Below are 21,915 nucleotides of genomic sequence, written 5' to 3'. Positions count from 1 at the left end.
CGGCGAGTCGGGGCCGCTTGCTCGCCGATACGGCGCTTCGTCATCCGGGCACCCCGGTCTTGGCTTGCTCGCCGTACAAGCGCCGGACGACCGCCGTACACCTTCTCGCCGACCCCGGCGCGGGAGAGTCCCCGCCGCACCGGCAGCGTGCCCGCCGTAGGAGGAGGGTGCTCGCCGTACGGGATCTTGAGGTGGGGGCGGGACTGGGGTCAAGCCGACGGTGGCCGCCCTGCGGTTCCGGTAGGGAGGCTCGGTTCTGGGCGACGGGGGGTGCCTGCTGGTCGAGGGATGGTGCTGAGCGTCACGGCGATGACGGCGGCGGCTGCCGCGAGTGCGGCGCCGAAGCCGGAGGCGAGGTAGAGGCTGCCCAGGACGGCCACCCCGAGCGTGCCGCCGAGCTGCTGCACCGCGTTGAGCAGCCCGGCGGCCGAGCCTGTCTCCTGCGGCTCGACCTGGCTCAGCGCGCCGGTGAAGAACCCGGGCGTGAACAGCCCGGCGCCGACCCCGATGACGCCCAGCCCGGCGGGCAGCCACCACGCCCCGGCCGCGATGCCCGCCAGCACGACGGCCAGCCCGCCGTACATCACCCGATGCCCGAAGCGCGGCACGAGCCGCGAGCCCGCCACCCACGAGGCCACCCCGAGCCCCACGGACCAGGGCAGCAGGCCGAGCCCGGCGGCGAGCACGTCGTAGCCGAGGTCGAACTGCAGGTGCAGGGTGACCACCAGCGCCAGCCCGGTCGTCACGGAGAAGAACAGCGTCGAGGTGACCAGCGCTGTAGGAAGGCCGCGCCGGGCCAGCAGCTCCGGCTCGACCACCGGGTGCCTGCGCTGCCGCAGCGCGAAGCCGCCGAGTAGGACGGCCCCCGCGATCAACAGGACCCAGCTCGACAGCGTGATCAGCGGGTAGACGACCAGGCCGATGCCGCCCATGGCCAGCGCCGTGCCCGGCAGGTCGATCCGTGGCCGCTGCGGCGCCTTGTCCTCCACCAGCAGTCTCGACAGCGCCAGCACGGCCACGCACAGTGGGACGTTGACCAGGAACGCCGCCCGCCACGACGAGCCGTGGGTGAGCACCCCGCCAAGTACCGGCCCGCACACCGCGGCCAAGCCCATCACCGGACCGATGCAGCCCAGCGCCCTGGACATCTCGGGCCCGCGGAACATGGCCTTGATCAGCCCGATCGTCTGCGGGATCGTCAGCGCGGCCGCCGCGCCCTGCACCGCGCGCAGCCCGATCAGCAGTCCCACCGACGGAGAGAACGCGCAGGCCAGCGCCGCCAGCAGGAACACCGTCACCCCGGCGCGGAACACCCGCCTGCGGCCGAAGATGTCGCCCAGGCGGCCACCAGTGATCAGCAGCAGGGCGAACGGCAGGGTGTAGGCGGTGCCGAACCACTGGATGTCGGAGGTGGCCCCGCCCAGCGAGGCGTGGATCGAGGGGCCGGCCACCTGGACGATCGTGGTGTTCAGCACGTCCAGGGCCTCGGCGGTCAACAGGGCGGCCAGCGCCGCCCACTTCTTGGAAACCATCACCTCCTCAGGGTGGAAGACGGGCAGGCACCTATTCCAACGATCACCTACTGCCTCGCGATATCTGCCATCGAGTACCGGTAGCATGGCGAAAATGACCGTGCTGGACGATGTGGATCGCGGTTTGCTCCACGCGCTCCACCTGGACGCCCGCGCGCCGTTCAGCCGCATCGCCCAGGTGCTCGGCGTCTCCACCCAGACCGCGGTGCGCCGCTACCGGCGGCTGACCGCCGAGGCGGGGCTGCGCGTGACGGGCCTGGCCGAGCCGTACAGCGCCGGACGCCAGCAGTGGATCGTCCGGCTGACCGCCACCGCGGCCGCCGCGCAGGACATCGCCCGCGCGCTGGCCCGCCGTCCCGACACCTCGTGGGTGCGGCTCACCTCGGGCGGCACCGAGATCGCCGCCATCATCCAGACCGCGCCGGGCGGCCCCGACTCCCACGGCCTGCTGCTGCGCGACATCCCCCGCACGACCAGCGTCACCAAGGTCTCCGCGCACTACCTGCTGCACACCTACCTCGGCGGGCCCACCGCCTGGCGCGGCCACCTCGACGCCCTCACCGAGGCCCAGCAGCGGGCTCTCGCGCTCGAGGTCGATCAGGGAGAGGTGGCCTGGAGCGAGCGGGACCGACGGATGGCGGACGCGCTGCGCCAGGACGGGCGCGCGAGCCTGACCGCGCTGGCCGCGGCGACCGGTTGGTCGGCCGCGACCGTGGGCAGACGCCTGGAGGAACTGCGCGGGAAGGGCGCGCTCTTCTTCGACGTCGGGATCGACGACCGGCTGCTCGGTGTCACGGCGTCGGCACTGCTATGGATGTCGGTGATGCCCGCGCACCTGGACGAGGTGGCCACCACCCTGGCGGCCCACCGCGAGCTGGCCATCGTGGCGGCGACGACGGGGCCGACGAACCTACTGGCCACGGCGCTGTCGCCGAGCCCGCAGGCACTGCACCGGTACCTGACCACCCGGCTGGCGCTGCCCTCGATCACCGGCATCGAGACGGCGCCCATCCTCCGCACCCTCAAGGGCAGTTCTTGACCGATCTGTACAGAACCGGCTAGCGTCTGCCGCATGGCAAGGCCCAGGGAGTTCGACGAGCAGGCCGCGATCGAGGCGGCGATGACGCTGTTCTGGGAGAAGGGCTACGAGGCGACCAGCACCGAGGACCTGTGCCGGCGCACGGGCCTGGGCCGCGGCAGCCTCTACAACGCCTTCGGCAGCAAGCGCCGCCTGTACGAGGAGGCGGTACGGCGCTACGCCGCCACCTGGGCCGAGCGCCAGCTGGACATGCTGTCCGAACCCGGATCATCGGTCCGCCTGCGCATCCGCGACCTCATGCTCGGCGTCATCGAGGCCGACCTGGCCGATCCGGACCGGCGCGGCTGCCTGGCGCTCAACGCCGCCACCGAGCAGGCCGGCCGTACCGGGGAGGTGAAGGCGCTGGTCCGGCGGCAGTTCGACGATCTGGAGCAGGCGCTGTGCCATCTGGTGACGGTCGGGCAGAGCACCGGCGAGCTGGCCGCGGGCCGGCCTCCGCTGCAGGTGGCGCGGACGTTGCAGAGCACCTACTACGGCCTGCGCGTGCTGGCCAAGGTCACCGACGACCGGCAGGCCCTGCTCGACGTGGTCGACGGCGCGCTCGCCTCCCTGTAAAGGGCTGCCCTTGTTTTGTACTGGTTGATAAACAACTAGGAGTTCGATGCTCCCCTCGCTCATGCTGTGCGTCTTCGGCATCACCACCGGCGAGTTCGTCATCGCCGGGATCCTGCCTGACATATCCCAGGATCTCGGGGTATCCGTGCCGGCGGCCGGGCTGCTCGTCACCGCCTACGCGATCGGGATGATCGTCGGCGGCCCCACGCTGACCGCGGTCACCGCCCGCTTCCCGCGCAAACCGCTGATCGTGGTCCTGCTGGCGGTCGCCGTGGCGGGCAACCTGGCCTCGGCGCTGGCCCCCGGGTACGCGGTGCTGTTCGCCGCGCGGGTGGTGACCGCACTGGTGACCTCGACGTTCTTCGCCAACGCCATCGTGATCGCCGCCTCGTCCGCGCCGCCGGACAAGCAGGCCTCGACCGTCTCCAAGCTCGTCTTCGGCATGAACCTGGCGATGATCCTGGGCGCGCCGATCGGCACGTTCATCGGCACCGGGTTCGGCTGGCGGGCCACGTTCTGGGCGATCGTGGCGTGCGGGGCGGCCGGGCTGCTGCTTGTGCTGCGCTTCGTGCCCGACGTCGCGCACGCCTCGACCTCGGCGGTGGCCGAGTTGCGCGTGTTCCGCCGCAGGGACGTCCAGCTCGCGATCGCCGTCACCGCCGTGGGCAACGCCGGCCTGCTGATGGTCTTCACCTACCTGGCGCCGCTGCTGACGAGCGTCACCGGTTTCGCCGCCGGCGCGGTCGCGGTGCTGCTGCTGGTGTACGGCGTGGGCGCCACGGCAGGCAACCTGGTGGGTGGCCGGCTGTCGGACCGGGCGCCGGTGGCCGCGCAGGTCGGGCTGCTCGCCGTACTCGCCGCGGCGCTGGTTCTGACCTGGCTGGTGAGCGGCAGCACGGTGGCCACCGCGGTCATGGTGTTCGTGCTCGGTGCGCTGGGATTCGCCGTCGTGCCCGGCATGCAGGCCCGCGTGCTGGGCGCCGCCGCCGACGCGCCGACGCTGGCGATGGCGGTCAACGCCTCGGCCTACCAGTTGGCCGCCGCCTTCGCCGGCTGGCTCGGCGGGCAGGTCATCGAAGGCGGGCGCGGCCTGTACCTGGTGGCGGCCGCGGTGACCATCGCGGGCGCGGCCCTGAGCTACGCGGGGCGGCGCCCGGAGATGGCCGCCAGATAGGCCAGGATGGCGTCGCGGTTGCGGCTCAGGCAGTCGATGCGCTGCGTGAGCCGCTCCGCCTCGCCGTTCAGCATCGCGGTGACCTCGGGTGTCACGCAGTCGGGGTGGACGAGCATGCCGTCGAGGAACGGCAGGATCCTCCTGATGATCTCGGTGGTGAGGCCGGAGTCGAGCAGGCCGCGGATCTGCCGCACGCGGTGGACCATGTCCTCGCCGTAGGAGCGGTAGCCGTTGACGGACCGCTCGGGGCGCAGCAGATCCTGCTCCTCGTAGTAGCGCAGCATCCGGGGCGGCACCCCGGTGCGCCGCGACAGCTCGCCGATCCTCATCCGTTTGCCCTCACACTGATGTGAAGGTTTCAGCATAGCGCTCATGAAGCTGTTCGCCCTGTTCACCGCCGCCTTCATCGCCGTGATGACCGAACTGCTGCCCGCCGGGCTGCTCCCCCAGTTGAGCGCCTCCCTGCGAGTGTCGCAGGCCCAGGTCGGGTTCCTGGTGACGGCCTACGCGCTGGCGTCCTTCGCGGCGGCGATCCCGGTGACCGCGCTGGTGCGCGGGTTGCGGCGGCGGCCGCTGCTGATGGCGGTGCTGGCGGGGTTCGCTTTGTTCAACGCGGTGACCGCGATCTCGGACTCCTACCCGCTCACCTTCGCCGCCCGGCTGCTGGCCGGCGCGATGGGCGGCACGATGTGGGCCATGCTCGTCGGCTACGCGGCCAGGATGGTGCCGGCCGAGCGCCGCGGCCGAGCCATCGCGATCGTCTCGGCGGGCATCACGGTCGCGCTGTGCTTCGGCATCCCCGCCGGTACCGCGCTGGCGGGCGTCCTGGGCTGGCGTACGGCTTTCGCCGCGCTGTCGGCCGTGGCCGTGCTGCTGGTGGGCTGGGTCCGCTGGGCGGTGCCCGACCTGCCGGGCGAGCCGGCGGCGTCGCGGGCTCCACTGCGTGAGGTGGCGGCGCTGCCGGGGATCCGCACGGTGCTGACCGCGACCGCGTTCCTGCTGCTCGGCCACCAGGCGGTGTACACCTATGTCGCGCCGTTCTCCCGGGGCGACACCGGGCTGGTCCTGCTCGTCTTCGGGGTCGCCACGGTGGCGGGGGTGGTGCTCACGGGCGCCTTCGTGGACCGGTACCTGCGGGCGCTACTGCTGGGCGCGCTCGCACTGATCGCTGTGGCGATGCTGGCGCTGGGGCTGGCCGGGGCCGCGCCGCTGGTGGCCGTGGCGATGTGGGGAACGGCCTTCGGCGGCGCGCCCACGCTGCTGCAGGCCTCGCTGGTGGAGGCCTCGGGCCCGGAGAACGCGGACGTGGCCACCTCGATGCAGACCACCGTCTACAACGCGGGCATCGCGGGCGGGTCGTTCCTGGGCGGGCTCGTGCTGGACGGCGCGGGAGCCGGGGCGTTGCCGTGGACGGCGCTGCCGCTCGTGCTGGTGGCGGTCGGTCTGGCCACCCGAGTATCTAAACGACCGATCGTTCATATAGCCTGAGAGGCATGACCACAGACGGGCGGAAGGTCCGCGGGCAGCGCAGCCGGGAGGCGATCCTCGATCAGGCGGTGTCGCTGGCCTCGGTGGACGGGCTCGAAGGGCTCACGCTGGGGCGGCTGGCGGCCGCCACCGGAGTCAGCAAGTCCGGATTTTTCGCGCACTGGACGGACAAGCAGCATCTGCAGCTGGACGCGATCGACTGGGCGTCGCGGCAGTGGCGCGAGCGCGTCGTCGTGCCCGCGCGTGCCGCCGCCCCCGGCGTGCGGCGGCTGTTCGCCCTGCACGAGGCCCGCCTGCGTTTCTACACCGACCGGGTGCTGCCCGGCGGCTGCTTCTTCTTCGCCGCCCAGGTGGAGTTCGACGACCGGCCCGGCCCGGTCAAGGAGCACCTGTCCCAGGCCGTGACCTTCTGGCTGGACTACCTGCGTGCCCAGGTCGAGCGGGCCGTCAGGCTCGGGGAGCTGGACCACTCGGTTGACCCGGCCCAGTTGGCCTTCGAGATCGACGCCCTGGGCGAGGCGGCCGTCACCTGCTCCCGGCTGGTCAACCAGGAACTCGCCTTCGTCCACTCCCGCCGTGCCGTACTGCAGCGCCTGCGCGCGCTGTCGACGAACCCGAATCTCCTCCCGGAGGACTGAACACGTGACCCAGATCCGGCCCGTCCAGGTGCACTTCGACGACCTGGACGCGATGGGCCTGCTGCACAACTCGCGCTACGCGCTGCTGGTCGAGCGGGCCATCTCGGCCTTCTGGACCGAGCAGGGCTGGCACTTCGACCCGGCGGTCTCCGTCTTCCCCGACGTCTACCTGGCCGTGCGCGAGTTCAAGATCACCTATCACGCTCCGATCGTCGGCGCGGGCGAGGTGCTGGTGGAGTTCTGGCTGGATCGCATGGGCACCACCAGCGGTGTGTACGGCTTCCGCGTCATGTCCGCCGACCGGACCACCACCCACGCCGACGGCCACCGGGTCAACGTCAACCTCGATCCCGCCACGCTGCGCCCCGCGCCCTTCAGCGACGGGATCCGCGAGGCGGCCGTGCCGCTGATGCGGCCCGTGACTACGCCTGGCTAGCCAGGCCCACCAGGTTGCCCTCGGGGTCGGTGAAGTGGGCGACCACCAGTTCGGTGCCGGGCGAGCGCACCGGCCCATCACCCGGGTGCCGCCCAGGCTCTCCGCCTTGCGCAGCGCGGCCTCGATGTCGGGGCCGCCCGCGTAGAACAACTCGATGATGGTCTGGGCGGTCGAGGCCGTCGGCGGCGAGATCCGGGTGGCAGCCGGGGAGCCCGCCCGGTCCGACGTCACGGTCCTGACGGATCCCCTCGCGCTCAACGCCGCCATCGGCGAAGGCGGCGACGACCTGCCCGCGGTCCTCGCACGCCTCGCCTGACTACGCGCCCAGTACTGCCAGGTAGTGCGTGTTGTGCATGATGCCGAGCACGTTGCCGAACGGGTCGACCACGGAGGCGGTGACGAAGCCCTCGCCGCGCGTGGTGATCGGCTCGTACTCCTTGGCGCCCATGGCCAGCAGCCGCTGGAAGGTGGCCTCGATGTCGTCGACCGCCCAGTGCGCGCTCACGCCGCCGGGCGCGGCGCCCGGCGGCTGGGGTGAGAAGCGCCGGTCGAGCAGGCCCAGCTCGGTCTGGTAGTCGCCGATGCGGAACTCGACGTAGGCCGCTCGCCCATCGGGTCCGGGCCGGCTGAAGTAGGCCTCGACGCCGAGCAGCTCGGTGTACCACTCCTTGGCGGCCTCGACGTCCTCGGCAGTGAACACGACGGTGGCGATGCCTCGCAGCATTTCTGCTCCCTTCGGGGGTTATGTCACCCAAGTTACGGGGCCTTGTGGAACCTCCGGTTCCTCAAGGACTGGCAGACTGGGAAAATGTTGGAAACCTCGGTCCGCCTGCTGCGGCTGCTGTCGTTGATGCAGAGCCGCCCCGACTGGTCGGGCGCCGAACTGGCCGACCGGCTCGGCGTCACCACCAGGACCGTGCGCAACGACGTCGAACGGCTGCGCATCCTCGGCTACCAGGTCCACTCCACGACGGGCACGGCCGGCGGCTACCGGCTCGCCCCCGGCGCCGCGATGCCGCCGCTGCTGCTGGACGACGAGGAGGCGGTGGCGGTGGCCATCAGCCTGCACGCCGCCGCCAGCGGCACGGTCACGGGGATCGAGGAGACCTCGCTGCGCGCCCTGGCCAAGCTGCGCCGGCTGCTGCCGTCCCGGCTGCGCCACCGCACGGACGCCCTGCTCACGGCCACTCTTACGGTGCCCGGCCGGGCGCCGACCGTGGAACCGGACACCCTCATCGGCATCGCCGCCGCCATCCGCGACCGCGAGGGCCTGCGCTTCGACTACCAGGGCCATGACGGTACGGCGGGCGCACGACGGGCCGAGCCGCACCGCCTAGTCCACACCGGGCGGCGCTGGTACCTGCTGGCCTGGGACAACGACAGGGACGACTGGCGCACCTTCCGCGCCGACAGGATCCGCCTCCGCACACCCAACGGTCCCCGCTTCACGCCGAGGGAGCCGCCGGAGGGCGACGCGGTGACGCACGTGGTGCGCGGCACGGCGTCGACCGCGTACCGGTATCCGGCCAAGGTGCGGCTGCACTGCCCCGTCCAGGCGGTCGCCGAGCGGCTGCCCCCAGCGGCCGGGCTGCTGCGGGAGCTGGACGAGCAGTCGTGCCTGCTGGAGACGGGCAGCGAGAACCTGCACGACCTGGCCTCGTTCCTGGGCAGCCTGGGCGTGGCCTTCACCGTCCTCGACCCGCCGGAGCTGCGCGAGCACCTGCACACGCTGGCCGCCCGCTACGCCCAGGCCTGACCCGCGAGCGCGGTCAGCAGCTCCAGCATCGCGCCGGCGGCCGGAGTCCTGCGCGGTGCCACCGCCGCCATGACCCGGCGCCGGGGCAGCTCCGGCGTCGTTGGCCGGAGCGTGATGTCCGGCCGCACCGACGACATCGCCAGGGTCGACATGATCGTGATGCCCAGCCCGCCGGCCACCAGGGCCTGCTTGCCGTTCCAGTCGTCGCAGGTGAAGCCGATGCGCGGCGGCCCGCCCAGCGCCTCGGCCAGCGGACGCAGCGGGCCCAGGCAGTCGGGGTGGGCGCCCTCGATCCAGACCTCGTCCCGCAGCTCGCTCAGCGGCACTCTGGTACGGCGGGCCAGCGGATGCCGCGACGGCAGCGCCACCCGGTGCTCCTCCTCCAGCAACGGCACCAGCTCCAGCCCGGCGCCGACGTCGTCCCAGTCGGTCACCAGCGCCAGATCCAGCCCGCCCGCCCTGATCGCCTCCGGCCCGGCCAGCACCAGGCTGACCTCGATCCCCGGATGCGCCTCGCGGAAGCGGCGGATCGCCTCGGGGACGAAGGCCGTGTTCGCGCTCGGGAAGCCCGCGATGCGCACATGGCCACCGCTCAGGCCCGCGAAGGCGCTCATCCTCGCTTCCAGCCCACGGATGCGGTCGAGAATCTGCCTGGCCTCGTCGATGGCGACCTCGCCCGCGGCCGTCGGCGTGATGCCCCGCGGCACCCGGCGGAACAGGGCGACGCCCAGCTTCCGCTCGAGCGTGCCGATCTGGCGGGACACGGCCGGCTGGGTCATGGTCAGCGCCTGCGCCGCCGCGGAGAACGAACCCCGCTCCCCCACCTCCACCAGCACCTTCAGAGTCCACGCATCAAGCATGCATACAGCTTATGCCAGCCCTGTCTGACCTGCAGTTGTGGTTATGCCTCGTGATGGCCGAGCGTGGATGCGTGACCTTCATCGCATCCCACCTTCCTCCGGTGCCCGCCCGCGTACTCGACGCCGGCTGCGGCACCGGTTCTCTGGCGGCCTGCCTGCTGTCGGACGGCTACGACGTCACGGCGATCGACATCGATCCCTCGCTCGCGAGCCCGCTGGTGCGGGTGGCGGACATCTGCTCGTACGAGGACTCGCCCTTCGACGCGGTGATCTTCTCGTTGTCGCTGCATCACGTGCACAGCCTGGAGCTCGCGGTGTCGCGGGCTCGGGAGCTGCTGTCGCCCGGCGGGGTCCTGCTCGTCGACGAGTTCGCCCACGAACGTGCCGATGGCGCGATCGCGGATCGCTTCTACGGGGAGCCGGGTTCGCTTGGCAGATGGCGGGAACAGCACGGCGAGTACCACACGGGGGCGTCGATGCTCGAGGCCATCTCCGGCCGCTTCACCGTGGCGTCTTTTGTCCGGGTTCCTTACCTGTATCGCTACCTAGAGGACGAGTCTGTGCGCGATTTCGAGTCGGAACTCGGCTTCCACCTCGTCGCCCACCATTAGCCGGGGTGCCACGGTCACGGAGCGCCGTGGCGGCGGGGGCGCGGCCCCGACTCGCCGGAAGCGCCGGTCTGGGGCCCTCAGCCGAAGTGCGGCGGGCGGCCGGTGGCGGTGGCCGGCCGTACAGGCTGATGGGTGAGGTACTTTTCTCGGATGTCCAAGGCATTGATCATTGGGGGAACCGGCCTGATCGGCCGGGCGACCGCTGCGCGGCTGCTGGCGGCGGGGTGGGAGGTGGACGTCACCGGGCGCGATCCCGCGCGGATGCCGGGCGAGCTCGCGGGGGTGCGCTTCGTGCGGGCCGAGCGGGACGACGCGCGACAGCTCGGGGCGGCCCTGGGCGAGGGGGCGGACCTGGTCGTCGACTGCGTCTGCTACACCGCGGCCCACGCCCGGCTGTTGCTGCCGCTCGCCGCCGATGCCACCTCCACGGTGCTGATCTCCAGCAAGGCCGTGTACGTCGACGACCTGGGCAACCACGCCAACTCCGACGTGCCGCCACGCTTTGACGGGCCGATCCGGGAGACGCAGCCGACGCTGGCGCCGCTCGACATCGACTACGACTCGCGGGAGGGGTACGGGACGAACAAGGTCGCCGCCGAACTGGTCGCCCTCGACAGCGGGCTGCCGATCACGATCCTGCGCCCCTCGCGCGTCCACGGGGTGGGGGCGGCGCGGCCGCGCGAATGGGTCCTCGTCAAGCGGGTCCTCGACGGCCGCCGCGCGGTCCTGCTGGCCGGCGGCGGATCCGGGGTCGTCCATCCCACGGCGGCGGCCAACATCGCCGCGCTCATCGAAACGGTCGCCCACGTCCCCGGTTCGCGGGTCCTCAACAGTGCCGACCCTGACGCGCCCACCGCCCTCGCCATCACCCGCACCATCGCCCGTCACCTCGGGCATTCCTGGGAAGAGGTCCTGATCCCGGACGACACGCTCGGCAGGACGCCGTGGGACTCGCCCCACCCCGTGGTCCTGGACACGTCGGCAGCCCTGGCGCTCGGGTACCGCCCCGCGGGGTCCTATGCGGAAACCGTGGCGGCCGGCCTCGACTGGCTCGTCTCCCTCGCCCGCGGTGGCGCGGATCCGGCGGCCGGAGATCCATACTTCGACGGCTTCTTCGACTACGCCGCGGAAGACGCCTATCTCGCGGGCGCTTCGCGATGAGTTTCGGCCCGTCGGCCGGTCTACCTCCATGACCGCACACCTCCCGGAGGGTTCCCATGACCGATCACCCGCCCGTCGAGGTCACCAACCTCGACCGCTACGACCACGACACGTTGCCGTGGGACCGCGCCCACTTCTTGCTCGCCACTTCGTCGGGGGAGGACATCACCTGGTTCCTCGGCACCGTACGGCCTGACGGCCGGCCGCACGCCGCAGGGGTCGGCGCCATCTGGTACGACGGCGCCCTGCATTTCACCAGCGGCCCCGGCGCCCGCAAGACCCGCAATCTGCAGGCCGATCCGAACTGCACGATCTCCGTCAGGCTCGACGGTCTCGACCTGAACCTCGAGGGCACCGCGCACCGGGTCACCGACGCCGCCACCGTGCGGGGCGTGGCCGCCCTCTACGCCGAGAACGGCTGGCCCGCGACCGGCGAGGGCGACACGATCACGGCACCGTACAGCGCACCCACCGCTGGCCCGGCGCCATGGCACGTCTATCGCTTCTCGATGCGCGTCGCGTTCGGCATCGCCACGGCCGAACCGTACGGAGCGACCCGCTGGCGATTCGCCTGAACAGGCTCGGTCGCCCTCCAGGCGTTGGTCGTGCAGTGCACCTCGCCACCGCCGGCGTGTGCCCAGGAGTAGTCCTCCACCCAGCGCACCCGCACCTGGTGGGCGGCCAGTGCCCGCTCGGTCACCTGCCGGAACAGGTCCCGCCCGGCCACCACCGGCCCGTGCGGGTCGGGCACGGCGAACTCCCGCTCGGTCAGCGAGAGCCCGTTGGGAATGTCGGGACTGTAGGCGCGAAGCAGCGGCAGCTGATCGTTCTTGGCGAACACCACACGTCTTTCCACGATCCGGCGGTGCCCGCGGTGAACCCCAGCGAGACTGAACCCCCGGCCGCCCGTGCGGCCCGGCGCAGCGACCCGGCGAAGCGCGACCACTCGGCCGGGAAGCCGGGCGTCAGGGGAGGCAGGCTCCCGTCCGTGGGCCAGCCGGGCCCCTTTCCCGGCCGGCCCGCGAACACGCGGGTGGCAGGCTGCAGGTCGTTCTGCAGCAAAAGGGGCGCCTCCCTCAGCTGGATCTGGTCCTGCCCGCTCCGGCCGTGGTCGGTCACCGTCAGCCTCACCGTGACCAGGCCGTTCCAGAGGGCGGGGTCGCGGACGACGTCGCGTCCTTCCAGAGCGAGCTCCACGCCGGCGCGCAGCTCGGCCACCGTCAGCCGCCCCTCCCCCTCGGGCAGAACCGGCCGGAACCCGTCCCCGTGCCGGGCGAACACCCGCACCTTGGCCGCCGCGGCCGCATCGACGCTCAGCCGCCCGCCGGCGGCGTCGCTGAGCCCGGGCATCGGGCGCACCCGCATCGGGGCGAGATCCGAGGTATCGGCTTGTCCGTTCACCCGGGAATCGGCGGCGTCGTTGCAGGCGGCCAGCCGACGATCGACCCGGACCCCGGGCTCATCCAACTCGGCGGGACCGACCGTGCACCGATGCTCGCTGTCGTCGAGGTTGGGCAGGAAGATCGCACCCCGGTTCTGGGTCCACACCTCTTCCCCCACCTCGTCGCCAGGCCCGCTGAGCTCGACCCGGCCGTCCCTGTCGACATCGGCCCGCAGATCCGGGGTGGGTGCGACCCCCGTCCAGCCCGACACCCCGCCGACCAAGGCCAAGCCGGTCGCGACCGCTGCCAACCGCAGCCTACGACCGCTGGCCGAGCAGCTGCTCTCGGGCCCCAGGAGTCTGGTTCGGCGCATCGTGGACGCCGCCCAGGTCCGAGATCGCGATGATCACGTAGAGCGGCTGTGCGCGCTGATCGACGGGCTCGCCTTCAAAGCCGCCTACGTCCCGACGGCCGATGACCCGAGCGGGCACCTACGCCTCGTCGGTAAACAACTCGACCACATCCTGTCCGACCGCTGACCGGCGGGAGTCGTACCTCCCGCTAGAGCCAGCCGGCGTCGCGAGATATGCGGATGGCGTCGATGCGGTTGCGCCCGCCCACCTTGCTGATCGCGTTCGACTAGATCACGGGTGAGATGGTGATGAATGCTCCCTTGAGGTGGGGTTACGCGGACTGATCCTCCACTCGAGGGCTCGGAGCAAACAGATGCAAATGTCACGAGACGGGTGATGAGTTTCGACCCAGGGGTCTTCGGCCTCTCTAACGTCGGCTGACGGTGAGCAGGTGGCCGCTGACGCCCAGGAGCGACGGCACGGACTCCAGCGAGCGCTGCGCCTCGAGCATGAGCTCCCTGCGTTCGGGGTCGTCAAGCCAGTCGTTCACATCTCCGTACAGCCAGAACGCGCCCTCCACGCCGTACTGCTCGACCGGGGCGAACCCGGCGTCCGCGAACTCTCCCGGCACCTCGCCCGGATCGTGGAAGTAGGCGGTGAACCCCCGCCTGGGAGACATCATGATCCCGTCCCTCAGGGCCGCGTGCCCCGCCTCGCGCTGCCGCTCGTCCTGGTAGAGCCCCAGGTAGACCATGTCGTGCACGGCCGCGTAGCGGTTGATGGTCGCCGTGGCGACCAGTCCGCCCTGCCGTACGGCACGCCGCGCCTCCGCCAGCGCGCGCACCCGATCGGCCCGCTCGGCGAGGTGGTAGAGCGGGCCGAGCAGCAGGACCGCGTCCGCGCTCTCGTCCGGGACCGACAACTGCCGCGCATCGCCCAGCCGCGCCGTCACCCCTGCCAGGCGCGCCGCCCGCTCCACGTGCAGCGGAACCGGATCAAGCAACTCGACCTCATACCCGTCGGCGGCCAGCCACTCGGCGTGCACCCCGGTGCCCCCGCCCACGTCCAGCACCCTCGCGGGCGGCGGCGGCAACATCCTGCGCAACACGTCCTGCGTCCGCCAGAACTCCCACCTACCGCGGCCCTCCCGGATCCGGGCGTCCTCCATGTCCAGCTCGTAGTAGGCAAGCAGCTCGCGTGTCACATCCATACTCGATCATGCAAACCCACCACCACCGCACACAACTGCTTTTGAAGGGTCGTCATCCTGGTTTAAGTTCCTGGAGGATGGTCTGACCCGCTGCGCGGTGGTCGGCGGCTGCAGGTGGATCCGTCTCGTCGAGTACGGCCGCGATCCCCTCGTGGGCCAGCGCCTCCGCGTACCGGTACCCCAGCTTCGGGGCCAGCTCCAGCGCCTGCCGGTGCAGCCGCAGGGCTTCCTCGGGCAGGCCCGCCAGGCGGCAGGTCTCGCCGTAGCCGTTGAGGAAATGGATCTTCCAGTGTTCCTCGAACAGCTCGTCCAGCAGCGCGAACGCCTCCCGATGGCTGGCCAGCGCCTCCTCGTACCGGCCCATCTGCCGCAGCGCGACGCCCAGGCAGTTGAGGCACCACGCCTCGTTGTGCTTGTGCCCGTCCTCGCGGGCCAGCGCCAGCGCCTGATGCAGGTGCTCGGCGGCCTCTTCGGGTTCCTCGCGGGCGATGGCCACGCCGAGGGTGATCCGGGCCGTCAGCGTGGGCGGCCACGTGGGGTCGGTGTGCGGGATGGCCAGCGCCTTGCGGGCCAGCCGCGCCGCCTCCTCGCGGTGTCCCAGCTGCAGCATCCCCCAGGCCTCGCAGGCGGTCGCATGGGCCGTGCCCATCGGGCAGCCGGCGTCCTCGTACAGCTTCCCCGCCAGCCGGAAGAGGTCGAGCGGCTCCTCGACATGGCCCTCGTCCCACCTCAGGTAGGCGCGGCGCATGGTCAGCTCGGCCGCGGACAGGGCGTCCCCGGCCTGGGACACCAGCGGTGCCGCCGCCTCGTACGCGGCGCCGGCCTCCGCCATCCGGCCCGCGTTGTACCGGGCGAAGCCCAGGTCGCTGTGCGCCTCGGCCAGCTGCAGCGGATCGCCCAGGCGCTGCGCGGCGACCAACGACCGCTCGAAGAGGACGTTGAGATGCGTCGTTCCGCAACGCCGCGCGAAGAACGCCCGCATGAAGCGCGGCAGCTCGCACACGTGCGCGTCGGCTCCGGCGGCGACCGCCGCCTCGAAGGCGGCCATCAGGTTCGGGTACTCCGTAACGAACCAGGCGAAGGCCGCGCTCTTGTCGGTGAACTGTGGCAGATCGGCCGGGGGCCGGCCCGCGGAGGCGGCCCGGCTGGGGCCCAGGAACGGCATCGCGGCGTCGGCGGCGGCCGCCGCGTGCACGTAGTAGTCGAGCACCCGGCCCAGCGCCTGCTCCCGCTCCGCCGGTGAGTCCTGCTCCGCGGCGGCCCGGCGCGCGTGCTGGTGCACCAGGTCGTGCAGCCGGTAGCGGCCGGCCGTCGGCTGCTGGACGAGGTGCGCGTCGAGCAGGTCCTCGAGCATCGCCCGGGCGCTGCGCAGCGGTACGTCCGCCAGCGCCGCGGCCACGTACTCGTCGAAGGACGACCCGAGCAGCAGGCCCAGTAACCGGAACAGGCGGCGCTGCGCCCAGTCCAGTTGCCGTACGGACATGGCGAACGCGGTGTCGAACTCGTTCGCGCCCTCCGCCATGCGCTCGACGAGGATGCCCACGGTCCAGCCCGGCCGGTGCCGCAGCCGGGCCGCGGCCAGCCGCAGGGCCAGCGGCAGATGACCGCACAGCCGCAGCACCTCGGCCGCGGACTCCGGGTCGCGGGCCAGCCGACCGTCGGGGCCGCTGGGGTCGCCGCTGGCGCGCGCCAGCAGCTCCGCGCTCTCCTGCGGGGTCAGCACGCCCAGCGACACCGGGGGCACCTCGTCCAGGCCCAGCATCCGATTGCGGCTGGTGATCAGGGCTACGGAGGGGCCGGCGCCGGGCAGCAGCGGGCGTACCTGGTCGGCGTCGGCGGCGTTGTCGAGGACCACGACGGCCCGCCGGCGGGCCAGTTCCGACCGCCAGCAGGCGGCCAGCTGCTCGACCCCCTCCTGCGGGACCTTCTCGGAGGGGACGTCGAGTGCGGCGAGCAACATCCGCAGCGCGGGGTCGGGATCGAGCGGCTCCCGCCCCTCGGTGAACCCGTGCAGGTCCACGTAGAGCTGGGCGTCCGGGTAGTCGGCGGCGAGCCGGTGCGCGGCGTGCACCGCCAGACAGGTCTTGCCGACGCCCGCCATGCCGTCGACGGCGACCACCCGGCTGCTGTCCACCGCGGCGAGTACGGCGGCGAGCTGGGCCTCGCGTCCGGTGAAATCGGGCACGTCGCGCGGCAGATCGTTGCGGGGCGGGGGCTGGCCTTGGCGGCTGGTCTTCGGAGGCGCCGGCAGCGGGTTCGAGGCTCGTTCCCACAAGGGCCGCAGCGGACGGGGGTCGCGCTTGACGAGGCGGCAGAGAGCGATCACCGCGGGCCAGGGCGGCACCGTCTGGCCGCCGAGGTAGCGCGACAGCGACGACGAGCTGAGACCCGCGTCCCGCGCGAGCGCCCGAACGCCGCGCCCGGACACCTCCTGGAGCAGGCGCAGCCGGGCGGCCAGCTCGTCCTGTGGGTCGGCCTTCCGCACAACCACCGTTCCCCGCCTCCCTGTCCCGCCCCGGCGGAAACTTCCCGAACCGCTTCGCCACTGTTCAAGGCTGTTCCAGCTGTCCCACGGTGTCCCACCGCCGTCGTCATCGTAAGGCCACTCGGCTGTTATGGAGTCACGCCCCGATGGACCGGGGCGCCGAACCGGAAGAGGAGAGAACCCCAGATGAAGTCTCGTATGCAGAACCCCGCCGTCATCCTGTCCGACGCGATGGAGCCCATCCAGGCGATCTTCAAGGCCGTGCACTCCGGTGGGGTGGACGGGCAGACGCTGGAGCTGGTGCATCTGCGGGTCAGCCAGATCAACGGCTGCAGTGCCTGCGTCGACGGTGGCGCCAAGACGGCCCGTAAGGCCGGAGTGAGCGACGAGCGGCTGGCCACGGTCGCCGCCTGGCGGGAGACCCCGTACTTCACCGAGGAGGAGCGGGCGGCGCTCGCGCTGGCCGAGGCCGCGACGCGGCTGGCAGACCGCGCCGACGCGGTGAGCGATGAGGTCTGGGACACGGCCGCCACCTACTTCGACGAGAAGCAGCTGGCGGCGATCGTCCTGATGATCGGCGTCACCAACATGTTCAACCGGCTCAACGCCACGACCCGGCAGATCGCCGGTGCCTGGGGATAAGGCTCGCTTCGCCGCACCCCGACAGCCATCGAAGGAGCCTCCCGTGTCAACCGCAGCCGAAACCGAGCCCGCCGCGGTGAACAGCTCGTACCGCGACGTCCTGCTGCGCAACCGGCGGATGGCCGGCCTGCTGCTGGGCGATCTGCTGGCGAACGCCGGCACGGGCATGCTGATCGTCGCGATGCCCGTGCAGACGCTCGCCGTACACGGAACCGTGGATGCGGCGGTCGCGATCGGGATGGTGGAGGCGGCGCCGTTCCTGCTCTCCACGGTGCTCGCCCTGGCCATCAGCCTGGGGCGGTTATCCGCGACGCCACGGCGGCTGCTGCTCGCGGACTGTGTGCTGCGCGCCGTAACGTTCACCGGCCTGGGCGCGCTGGCCGTGGCAGGCCGGCTCACGCTGCCCTTGCTGGTCGGCGGGCTGCTGCTGGGCAGCACCTTCCGGATGGCGGGCTCCAGCAGCCGCCGGCTCCTGGCCACCTCGATGGTGGGTGACACGGACCGGTTCGCCGTCAACGGGCTGCTGGGGCTGGGCGGCAACTTCGCGCTGCTCGTCCTCGGGCCGGTGGCCGGCGGGCTCCTGGTGGCGGGGGCCGGTGCCGGGTGGGCGCTGCTCGCCGACGCGTGCGGGGCGCTGATCCTGCTGGCGTCGCTGCTGCGGTACGTGCCGCAGGCGGCGGCAGTCCGCGCGGAGAGCGGACTCGAGCCTCCCGAGCCGGAGCGCGAGTCGGGGTGGCGGATCCTGCGGCGGCGGCCGGTGGCCCGGCGCCTGCTCGTGGTCGTCTTCTTCTTCAACTTCCTCTACATGCCGATCGAGGTGGCCCTGCCGCTGTACGTGCGGGAGGCGCTGCACACCGGTGCGTCCGGTCTGGGGCTGCTCTGGACCGCGCTGGGCGTCGGGGCGCTCGCGGGCGCCGGATTGGTCGACCGGCTCCGCAACCTCCCCCAGCGCCCGCTGCTGATCGCGATCATCGCGCTGTGGGCGCTGTGCCCGATGGCGCTGGCCAGCATCGGGAATCAGACCGCGGCCATGGTCGTGTTCAGTCTCGGCGGCCTGATCTGGGCCCCGTTCACCCCGGTCGCGTACAGCTTCCTGCAGTCAGGCCTCCGCCCCGGCGAGCAGCAGCCGGTGGTCACGCTCTGGACGACGGGCTCGACGGTCGCCGCCCCGCTCGGCCTGCTCGCCGCCGGCCCGCTGATCGCCCTGACGGGCATCCACACCAGCCTGGTCCTCTCGGGCCTCCTGACCATGCTGCTGGTCCCGCTGGCCGCCTGGGGCGTCCTGACGCGAGCGGACCCCTGACGATGTACGCCTCGGTGTATCGGGCGCCCACGAAAGCCGAACAGGCCGTGCCCGATGCATTGGCCGACGGCGCCCCGAAGCCCCCCTCACCCCGTCCTGTGGGTATCAGGGGGCGCTTGGTTGTCCATCGAATCGGCCGGACGGACCCACAGGGAGCTGGAGTGCCGTGGGTTTTGGGGGGTATTCGGCTGGCACCAGGCGGGCATGGTGTCGACCGGGACGAAGGCGGTGGAGAAGCCGCCAGCCGCTCTTGTCCTCTGGCCGGCCTCGTCCCTGACGGGATCGTCGATCGGTTGTGCCCGCTCGGCCCGGCGTCTGCGCATGTGTACCGGCCACGCCGAGCTGAGCGAACTTGTTGTCAGTCGTCGATGGCCTGGTAGAGCGTGGACCAGAAGTCGTGGATAAGCCGCGGCGAATCCGCGGTGGACATCCCGACCTGGGTCAGCAGGATTCCGGTGAGCTGGTTGTCCGGGTCGGCGTAGGTCGTGGTGCCGGTACCGCCGTCCCAGCCGAACTGCCCGATAGGCGCATAGTCGCCGCGGTAGGTGCGCACCGCCATCCCGAAGCCCCAGCCGCCCTGCTGCCCCTGGCCGACCGTGATATGGGCGATGTTCCTGTACATGGCGTCCCGGGCAGCTTGTTGCTCGGGCGTGAGGCGATTGGTGGTCATCAGCTCGACGGCGGGCCGGGACAGGATCCGTTCGCTGCCGTGCATACCGTGATTCAGCAGCATCTGGAAGTAGGCGTGGTAGTCGTCGACGGTGGAGACCAGCCCACCGCCGCCGCCCTGGAAGGCCGGAGGCCGGCTGACCCTTCCGCCTGCCGCCTCGTCCCACACCAGGAACTCTCCGGTCTGCGGGTCGGGCCCGTACAGGGGCGGCAGCCGGTCGATCTTGTCGGCGGGCACGTGGAAGGCGGTGTCCTTCATCCCCAGCGGATCGAGGATGCGTTCGCGCAGGAACGTCTCCAACGGCTGGCCCGTGACCCTGGCGACAAGCACGCCGACTACTTCGTTGCTGAGGTCGTACTGCCACCGCACTCCGGGCTGGTACGACAGCGGCAGCTCGCCGAGGCGGCGCATCCACTCGTCCGGGTCGGGCGCCGGCCCGGATGCCACGCTGTAGTCGGTCCGCTCGAACGTCGCGGCCCTGATCGGGGAGTCCATCAACGTGAAATCCACTCCGAGCCCGAACGTGGAGGTCAGCAGGTCCCGTACGGTGATCGGCCGCTGTGCCGGCACGGTGTCATCCAGCGGGCCGTCGGGCCGCTTCAGCACCCGACGGTCGGCGAGTTCGGGCAGCCACGGATCTACCGGGTCATCCAGCCGCAGCCGGCACTCATCCAGCAGGATCATCGCCGCCGCCATCGTGACCGGCTTGGACGTGGACGCCATCCGGAAAATCGTGTCCCGGCGCATCGGCGCGCCACCGTCATGACGCATCGTCCCAAGCGCTTCGACGTGCGTCTGGCCTCCCCGGCTGACCAGGGCGACGAGCCCGGGAATCTTTTTGGACTCGACATGCCGTGCCAGCACGTCGCGCAGTCTGCGCAGCCCTGCTTCAGAGAAGCCGCTGTTGCTTTTATCCATCATGAATCTTCCTGTCTACAGTGTTCGATCCCCTGGAACCCTCCGGTCGGAGGAGTGGACCGAGCCGCGGAAATGATGTTCTTCGTCATGCTTTGTCTGCATTTCGCGGCCTTGAGGCCGCAAGCGCCGCACCGTTCATGGCCGTTGCCGACCGCTCTGATATCGAGCCGTTGCCGTCCTGACTGATACGACACCGGATGAGGCCGGGGCCATGGAGCCGTCGGTGGCAACCTCGCAGAACCTCGACCGTGCGGCCTGGCTGGCGGCGATGAAGTCGGATGGTTCCCGCGGGGATGTCCAGGACGGCCGAGACCGGGGCGGGGGTGTCGATCGTCTGCACCGCGCTCTCCCGTCCTCGATGTTTCTGATGATGGAAACGCTACGTAGCATTCAAAGCGATGGCAACTCGATCGTTGCCTAGAGCGAGCATTAATGCAGGTAAAGACAGCAATATCGTTGCAATGGTTCAGAATTCAATGCAATGACGCTAGTTTTGATCGTTGCAATGGAGAGAAAATGAACGCTATGATGGAGGCCTCAAGGAGCAGCGAGGAGGTCGCGATGCCGGGAGGCAGGCTCACCCAGCAGGACCGCCAGCAGATCGAGCTGGGGCTGGCCGACGGCCTGGCCTACGCAGAGATCGCCAGACGCCTCGACCGGCCGACCTCGACGATCACGCGTGAGGTGATGCGCAACGGCGGCCCCACCGCCTACCGTGCTGGTCTGGCCCACCACGCCACCCAACGCCGCACCCACCGGCGCAGGAAGGCCGTGCCCTCGGAGGCGCCCCCGCAGGCCCACGGACGCGACGCCCAGGCCGTACGCGAATACGAGGAGATGTTCGCCACCGTCCTCATGCAATCAGGCCTGCCCAAGATGACCTCCCGGGTGCTGGCCTGCCTCTACACCACCGACACCGGCAGCCTCACCGCCGCCGAACTCGCCGGGCGCCTCCAGATCAGCCCGGCGTCCGTCTCCAAAGCGATCACGCTCCTGGAGAGCCTGCGCCACGTCCGCCGGGAACGCGACGAACGCCGCCGCGAACGCTACGTCGTCGACGACGACGTCTGGTACCAATCGATGATGGCCAGCGCCCGCACGACCGCCCAGGTCGTCGAGCTCGCACGGCAGGGCGTCGGCATCCTAGGCCCCGACACCCCGGCCGCCGCCCGCCTGGAAAACACCGCCCGCTTCATCGGCGTCGTCTCCGAGAGCATCGCCCGCGCCGCGGACCAGGCCCGCGACATCCTCCACACGAAACCCGAAACGACCTCGGACAGCACTACCTGAGCCACGCTCAAATCGCGGCCAGAAAGCCTCGCCGCCTCGGCCTCGGCCGACTTCGGGTAACGCCCCAACCGCTGGTACGCCTTCAACCCACACCAACAGCGCCAGCAGACCGCCGCAGCCGAAGTCCGTCCAGCCCTGCCGCGGCTTCGACGATCTCCCACATGGAACGCGGCAAGCAGTCCATGGAGCGCGCGCACGCGGCCGGACCCGTCTCAGGCCACGTTCACATGATCAACAATTTGGCGGCCGGGCGCACGGTTCTTCGGCGTCGGTACTGGTGGAGTCGCCTATTCAACTGTCGCGAGTTGTCGTCCCCCTAGGCCCTAATAGTGACATTCCTTGCTCCCTGGCG

General features: G+C 71.3%; 25 protein-coding genes. 16 read left to right on the top strand and 9 right to left on the bottom strand.

The window, feature by feature from the left end:
• Positions 1-209: 209 nt before the first annotated feature.
• Positions 210-1,532 carry an MFS transporter gene (locus ACIBHX_RS13290; RefSeq protein WP_397067814.1) on the bottom strand — a complete coding sequence of 441 codons (1,323 nt, stop codon included), beginning with the start codon at positions 1,530-1,532 and terminating at the stop codon, positions 210-212.
• Positions 1,533-1,626: 94 nt separating this feature from the next.
• Here ACIBHX_RS13290 and ACIBHX_RS13285 point away from each other — a divergent pair, with 94 nt between their 5' ends.
• Genes ACIBHX_RS13285 through ACIBHX_RS13275 form a run of 3 tightly spaced genes read left to right on the top strand, consistent with a single transcriptional unit; the run spans position 1,627 to position 4,360 of the window.
• On the top strand, positions 1,627-2,571 hold the full coding sequence (locus tag ACIBHX_RS13285) for an Lrp/AsnC family transcriptional regulator (RefSeq protein ID WP_397067163.1): 945 nt from the start codon (positions 1,627-1,629) through the stop codon (positions 2,569-2,571).
• Between the two features lie 33 nt (positions 2,572-2,604).
• Positions 2,605-3,186, top strand: a complete 582-nt coding sequence (locus ACIBHX_RS13280; RefSeq protein WP_397067162.1) for a TetR/AcrR family transcriptional regulator — start codon at positions 2,605-2,607, stop codon at positions 3,184-3,186.
• 46 nt (positions 3,187-3,232) lie between these two features.
• The gene (locus ACIBHX_RS13275; RefSeq protein WP_397067160.1) at positions 3,233-4,360 is read left to right on the top strand and encodes an MFS transporter; all 1,128 of its coding nucleotides are present in this window, start codon (positions 3,233-3,235) and stop codon (positions 4,358-4,360) included.
• Here ACIBHX_RS13275 and ACIBHX_RS13270 read toward each other — a convergent pair.
• On the bottom strand, positions 4,324-4,689 hold the full coding sequence (locus ACIBHX_RS13270) for a MerR family transcriptional regulator (RefSeq protein ID WP_397067158.1): 366 nt from the start codon (positions 4,687-4,689) through the stop codon (positions 4,324-4,326). The two genes, ACIBHX_RS13275 and ACIBHX_RS13270, sit on opposite strands and share 37 nt — an antisense overlap.
• A 43-nt stretch (positions 4,690-4,732) precedes the next feature.
• Between ACIBHX_RS13270 and ACIBHX_RS13265 the strand changes: the two genes are divergently transcribed.
• From ACIBHX_RS13265 to ACIBHX_RS13250, 4 genes are all read left to right on the top strand, one after another.
• Positions 4,733-5,848 (top strand): MFS transporter, encoded by a 1,116-nt coding sequence (locus tag ACIBHX_RS13265; RefSeq protein WP_397067156.1) that lies wholly within the window; start codon positions 4,733-4,735, stop codon positions 5,846-5,848.
• A 5-nt stretch (positions 5,849-5,853) separates the two neighbouring features.
• Positions 5,854-6,486 carry a TetR/AcrR family transcriptional regulator gene (locus ACIBHX_RS13260; protein ID WP_397067154.1) on the top strand — a complete coding sequence of 211 codons (633 nt, stop codon included), beginning with the start codon at positions 5,854-5,856 and terminating at the stop codon, positions 6,484-6,486.
• Positions 6,487-6,490: 4 nt separating this feature from the next.
• Positions 6,491-6,922, top strand: coding sequence for an acyl-CoA thioesterase (locus ACIBHX_RS13255; RefSeq protein ID WP_397067153.1), 432 nt, complete (start codon positions 6,491-6,493; stop codon positions 6,920-6,922).
• A 154-nt stretch (positions 6,923-7,076) separates the two neighbouring features.
• Entirely contained in the window at positions 7,077-7,238 is a 162-nt protein-coding gene (locus ACIBHX_RS13250) for a hypothetical protein (RefSeq protein WP_397067152.1), read from the top strand.
• Here the strand turns inward: ACIBHX_RS13250 and ACIBHX_RS13245 are convergent, their stop codons facing one another.
• Entirely contained in the window at positions 7,239-7,646 is a 408-nt protein-coding gene (locus ACIBHX_RS13245) for a VOC family protein (protein WP_397067150.1), read from the bottom strand. It abuts the gene before it with no gap.
• A gap of 84 nt (positions 7,647-7,730) precedes the next feature.
• On the opposite strand from ACIBHX_RS13245, the gene ACIBHX_RS13240 reads away from it, so the two are divergent.
• A complete protein-coding gene (locus ACIBHX_RS13240; protein ID WP_397067149.1) occupies positions 7,731-8,678 on the top strand; it encodes a helix-turn-helix transcriptional regulator in 948 nt (315 codons plus the stop codon).
• Here the strand turns inward: ACIBHX_RS13240 and ACIBHX_RS13235 are convergent.
• The gene (locus ACIBHX_RS13235) at positions 8,663-9,538 is read right to left on the bottom strand and encodes a LysR family transcriptional regulator (RefSeq protein WP_397067147.1); all 876 of its coding nucleotides are present in this window, start codon (positions 9,536-9,538) and stop codon (positions 8,663-8,665) included. The genes ACIBHX_RS13240 and ACIBHX_RS13235 overlap by 16 nt on opposite strands.
• Positions 9,539-9,609: 71 nt before the next feature.
• Between ACIBHX_RS13235 and ACIBHX_RS13230 the strand changes: the two genes are divergently transcribed.
• From ACIBHX_RS13230 to ACIBHX_RS13220, 3 genes are all read left to right on the top strand, one after another.
• Positions 9,610-10,149 (top strand): class I SAM-dependent methyltransferase, encoded by a 540-nt coding sequence (locus ACIBHX_RS13230; protein ID WP_397067145.1) that lies wholly within the window; start codon positions 9,610-9,612, stop codon positions 10,147-10,149.
• 150 nt (positions 10,150-10,299) lie between these two features.
• Positions 10,300-11,310, top strand: a complete 1,011-nt coding sequence (locus ACIBHX_RS13225) for an NAD-dependent epimerase/dehydratase family protein (protein ID WP_397067143.1) — start codon at positions 10,300-10,302, stop codon at positions 11,308-11,310.
• A 56-nt stretch (positions 11,311-11,366) separates the two neighbouring features.
• Positions 11,367-11,885, top strand: coding sequence for a pyridoxamine 5'-phosphate oxidase family protein (locus ACIBHX_RS13220; protein ID WP_397067141.1), 519 nt, complete (start codon positions 11,367-11,369; stop codon positions 11,883-11,885).
• Here the strand turns inward: ACIBHX_RS13220 and ACIBHX_RS13215 are convergent.
• Positions 11,807-12,151: a protein-arginine deiminase family protein gene (locus ACIBHX_RS13215; protein WP_397067140.1), complete on the bottom strand. Its 345-nt coding sequence runs from the start codon at positions 12,149-12,151 to the stop codon at positions 11,807-11,809. The genes ACIBHX_RS13220 and ACIBHX_RS13215 overlap by 79 nt on opposite strands.
• A complete protein-coding gene (locus ACIBHX_RS13210) occupies positions 12,079-12,963 on the bottom strand; it encodes a hypothetical protein (protein ID WP_397067138.1) in 885 nt (294 codons plus the stop codon). The genes ACIBHX_RS13215 and ACIBHX_RS13210 overlap by 73 nt, the downstream gene beginning before the upstream one ends.
• Between ACIBHX_RS13210 and ACIBHX_RS13205 the strand changes: the two genes are divergently transcribed.
• The gene (locus ACIBHX_RS13205; RefSeq protein ID WP_397067136.1) at positions 12,935-13,231 is read left to right on the top strand and encodes a hypothetical protein; all 297 of its coding nucleotides are present in this window, start codon (positions 12,935-12,937) and stop codon (positions 13,229-13,231) included. The two genes, ACIBHX_RS13210 and ACIBHX_RS13205, sit on opposite strands and share 29 nt — an antisense overlap.
• A gap of 241 nt (positions 13,232-13,472) precedes the next feature.
• On the opposite strand, the gene ACIBHX_RS13200 is transcribed toward ACIBHX_RS13205, so the two are convergent.
• Together ACIBHX_RS13200 and ACIBHX_RS13195 are read right to left on the bottom strand one after the other, a co-directional pair.
• Positions 13,473-14,255 (bottom strand): class I SAM-dependent methyltransferase, encoded by a 783-nt coding sequence (locus ACIBHX_RS13200; RefSeq protein ID WP_397067134.1) that lies wholly within the window; start codon positions 14,253-14,255, stop codon positions 13,473-13,475.
• A gap of 52 nt (positions 14,256-14,307) precedes the next feature.
• A complete protein-coding gene (locus tag ACIBHX_RS13195; RefSeq protein WP_397067132.1) occupies positions 14,308-16,746 on the bottom strand; it encodes a tetratricopeptide repeat protein in 2,439 nt (812 codons plus the stop codon).
• Positions 16,747-16,926: 180 nt separating this feature from the next.
• Here ACIBHX_RS13195 and ACIBHX_RS13190 point away from each other — a divergent pair, with 180 nt between their 5' ends.
• Both ACIBHX_RS13190 and ACIBHX_RS13185 read left to right on the top strand, forming a co-directional pair.
• Positions 16,927-17,382 carry a carboxymuconolactone decarboxylase family protein gene (locus tag ACIBHX_RS13190; RefSeq protein ID WP_397067130.1) on the top strand — a complete coding sequence of 152 codons (456 nt, stop codon included), beginning with the start codon at positions 16,927-16,929 and terminating at the stop codon, positions 17,380-17,382.
• 43 nt (positions 17,383-17,425) lie between these two features.
• The gene (locus ACIBHX_RS13185) at positions 17,426-18,685 is read left to right on the top strand and encodes an MFS transporter (protein ID WP_397067129.1); all 1,260 of its coding nucleotides are present in this window, start codon (positions 17,426-17,428) and stop codon (positions 18,683-18,685) included.
• A 358-nt stretch (positions 18,686-19,043) separates the two neighbouring features.
• Here ACIBHX_RS13185 and ACIBHX_RS13180 read toward each other — a convergent pair whose 3' ends face one another.
• Positions 19,044-20,273, bottom strand: a complete 1,230-nt coding sequence (locus tag ACIBHX_RS13180) for a serine hydrolase domain-containing protein (RefSeq protein ID WP_397067813.1) — start codon at positions 20,271-20,273, stop codon at positions 19,044-19,046.
• 223 nt (positions 20,274-20,496) lie between these two features.
• Here ACIBHX_RS13180 and ACIBHX_RS13175 point away from each other — a divergent pair, with 223 nt between their 5' ends.
• Positions 20,497-20,694 (top strand): hypothetical protein, encoded by a 198-nt coding sequence (locus tag ACIBHX_RS13175; RefSeq protein ID WP_397067127.1) that lies wholly within the window; start codon positions 20,497-20,499, stop codon positions 20,692-20,694.
• Between the two features lie 140 nt (positions 20,695-20,834).
• On the top strand, positions 20,835-21,563 hold the full coding sequence (locus ACIBHX_RS13170; protein WP_397067812.1) for a helix-turn-helix domain-containing protein: 729 nt from the start codon (positions 20,835-20,837) through the stop codon (positions 21,561-21,563).
• Positions 21,564-21,915 lie beyond the last annotated feature (352 nt).

Origin of the sequence: Nonomuraea sp. NPDC050536, from assembly GCF_044457685.1 — a bacterium.
GTDB lineage: Bacteria > Actinomycetota > Actinomycetes > Streptosporangiales > Streptosporangiaceae > Nonomuraea.
The sequence above is the reverse complement of the archived record's forward strand: the minus strand, read 5'-3'. Positions and strand labels throughout refer to the sequence as shown.

Coding starts and splice junctions, on each gene's coding strand:
- ACIBHX_RS13250 (WP_397067152.1), top strand. CDS start 7,077: ATGATGGTCTGGGCGGTCGAGGCCGTCGGCGGCGAGATCCGGGTGGCA.
- ACIBHX_RS13260 (WP_397067154.1), top strand. CDS start 5,854: ATGACCACAGACGGGCGGAAGGTCCGCGGGCAGCGCAGCCGGGAGGCG.
- ACIBHX_RS13200 (WP_397067134.1), bottom strand. CDS start 14,255: ATGGATGTGACACGCGAGCTGCTTGCCTACTACGAGCTGGACATGGAG.
- ACIBHX_RS13270 (WP_397067158.1), bottom strand. CDS start 4,689: ATGAGGATCGGCGAGCTGTCGCGGCGCACCGGGGTGCCGCCCCGGATG.
- ACIBHX_RS13245 (WP_397067150.1), bottom strand. CDS start 7,646: ATGCTGCGAGGCATCGCCACCGTCGTGTTCACTGCCGAGGACGTCGAG.
- ACIBHX_RS13290 (WP_397067814.1), bottom strand. CDS start 1,532: ATGGTTTCCAAGAAGTGGGCGGCGCTGGCCGCCCTGTTGACCGCCGAG.
- ACIBHX_RS13180 (WP_397067813.1), bottom strand. CDS start 20,273: ATGGATAAAAGCAACAGCGGCTTCTCTGAAGCAGGGCTGCGCAGACTG.
- ACIBHX_RS13190 (WP_397067130.1), top strand. CDS start 16,927: ATGAAGTCTCGTATGCAGAACCCCGCCGTCATCCTGTCCGACGCGATG.
- ACIBHX_RS13220 (WP_397067141.1), top strand. CDS start 11,367: ATGACCGATCACCCGCCCGTCGAGGTCACCAACCTCGACCGCTACGAC.
- ACIBHX_RS13280 (WP_397067162.1), top strand. CDS start 2,605: ATGGCAAGGCCCAGGGAGTTCGACGAGCAGGCCGCGATCGAGGCGGCG.
- ACIBHX_RS13235 (WP_397067147.1), bottom strand. CDS start 9,538: ATGCTTGATGCGTGGACTCTGAAGGTGCTGGTGGAGGTGGGGGAGCGG.
- ACIBHX_RS13240 (WP_397067149.1), top strand. CDS start 7,731: ATGTTGGAAACCTCGGTCCGCCTGCTGCGGCTGCTGTCGTTGATGCAG.
- ACIBHX_RS13170 (WP_397067812.1), top strand. CDS start 20,835: ATGCCGGGAGGCAGGCTCACCCAGCAGGACCGCCAGCAGATCGAGCTG.
- ACIBHX_RS13265 (WP_397067156.1), top strand. CDS start 4,733: ATGAAGCTGTTCGCCCTGTTCACCGCCGCCTTCATCGCCGTGATGACC.
- ACIBHX_RS13285 (WP_397067163.1), top strand. CDS start 1,627: ATGACCGTGCTGGACGATGTGGATCGCGGTTTGCTCCACGCGCTCCAC.
- ACIBHX_RS13275 (WP_397067160.1), top strand. CDS start 3,233: ATGCTCCCCTCGCTCATGCTGTGCGTCTTCGGCATCACCACCGGCGAG.
- ACIBHX_RS13225 (WP_397067143.1), top strand. CDS start 10,300: ATGTCCAAGGCATTGATCATTGGGGGAACCGGCCTGATCGGCCGGGCG.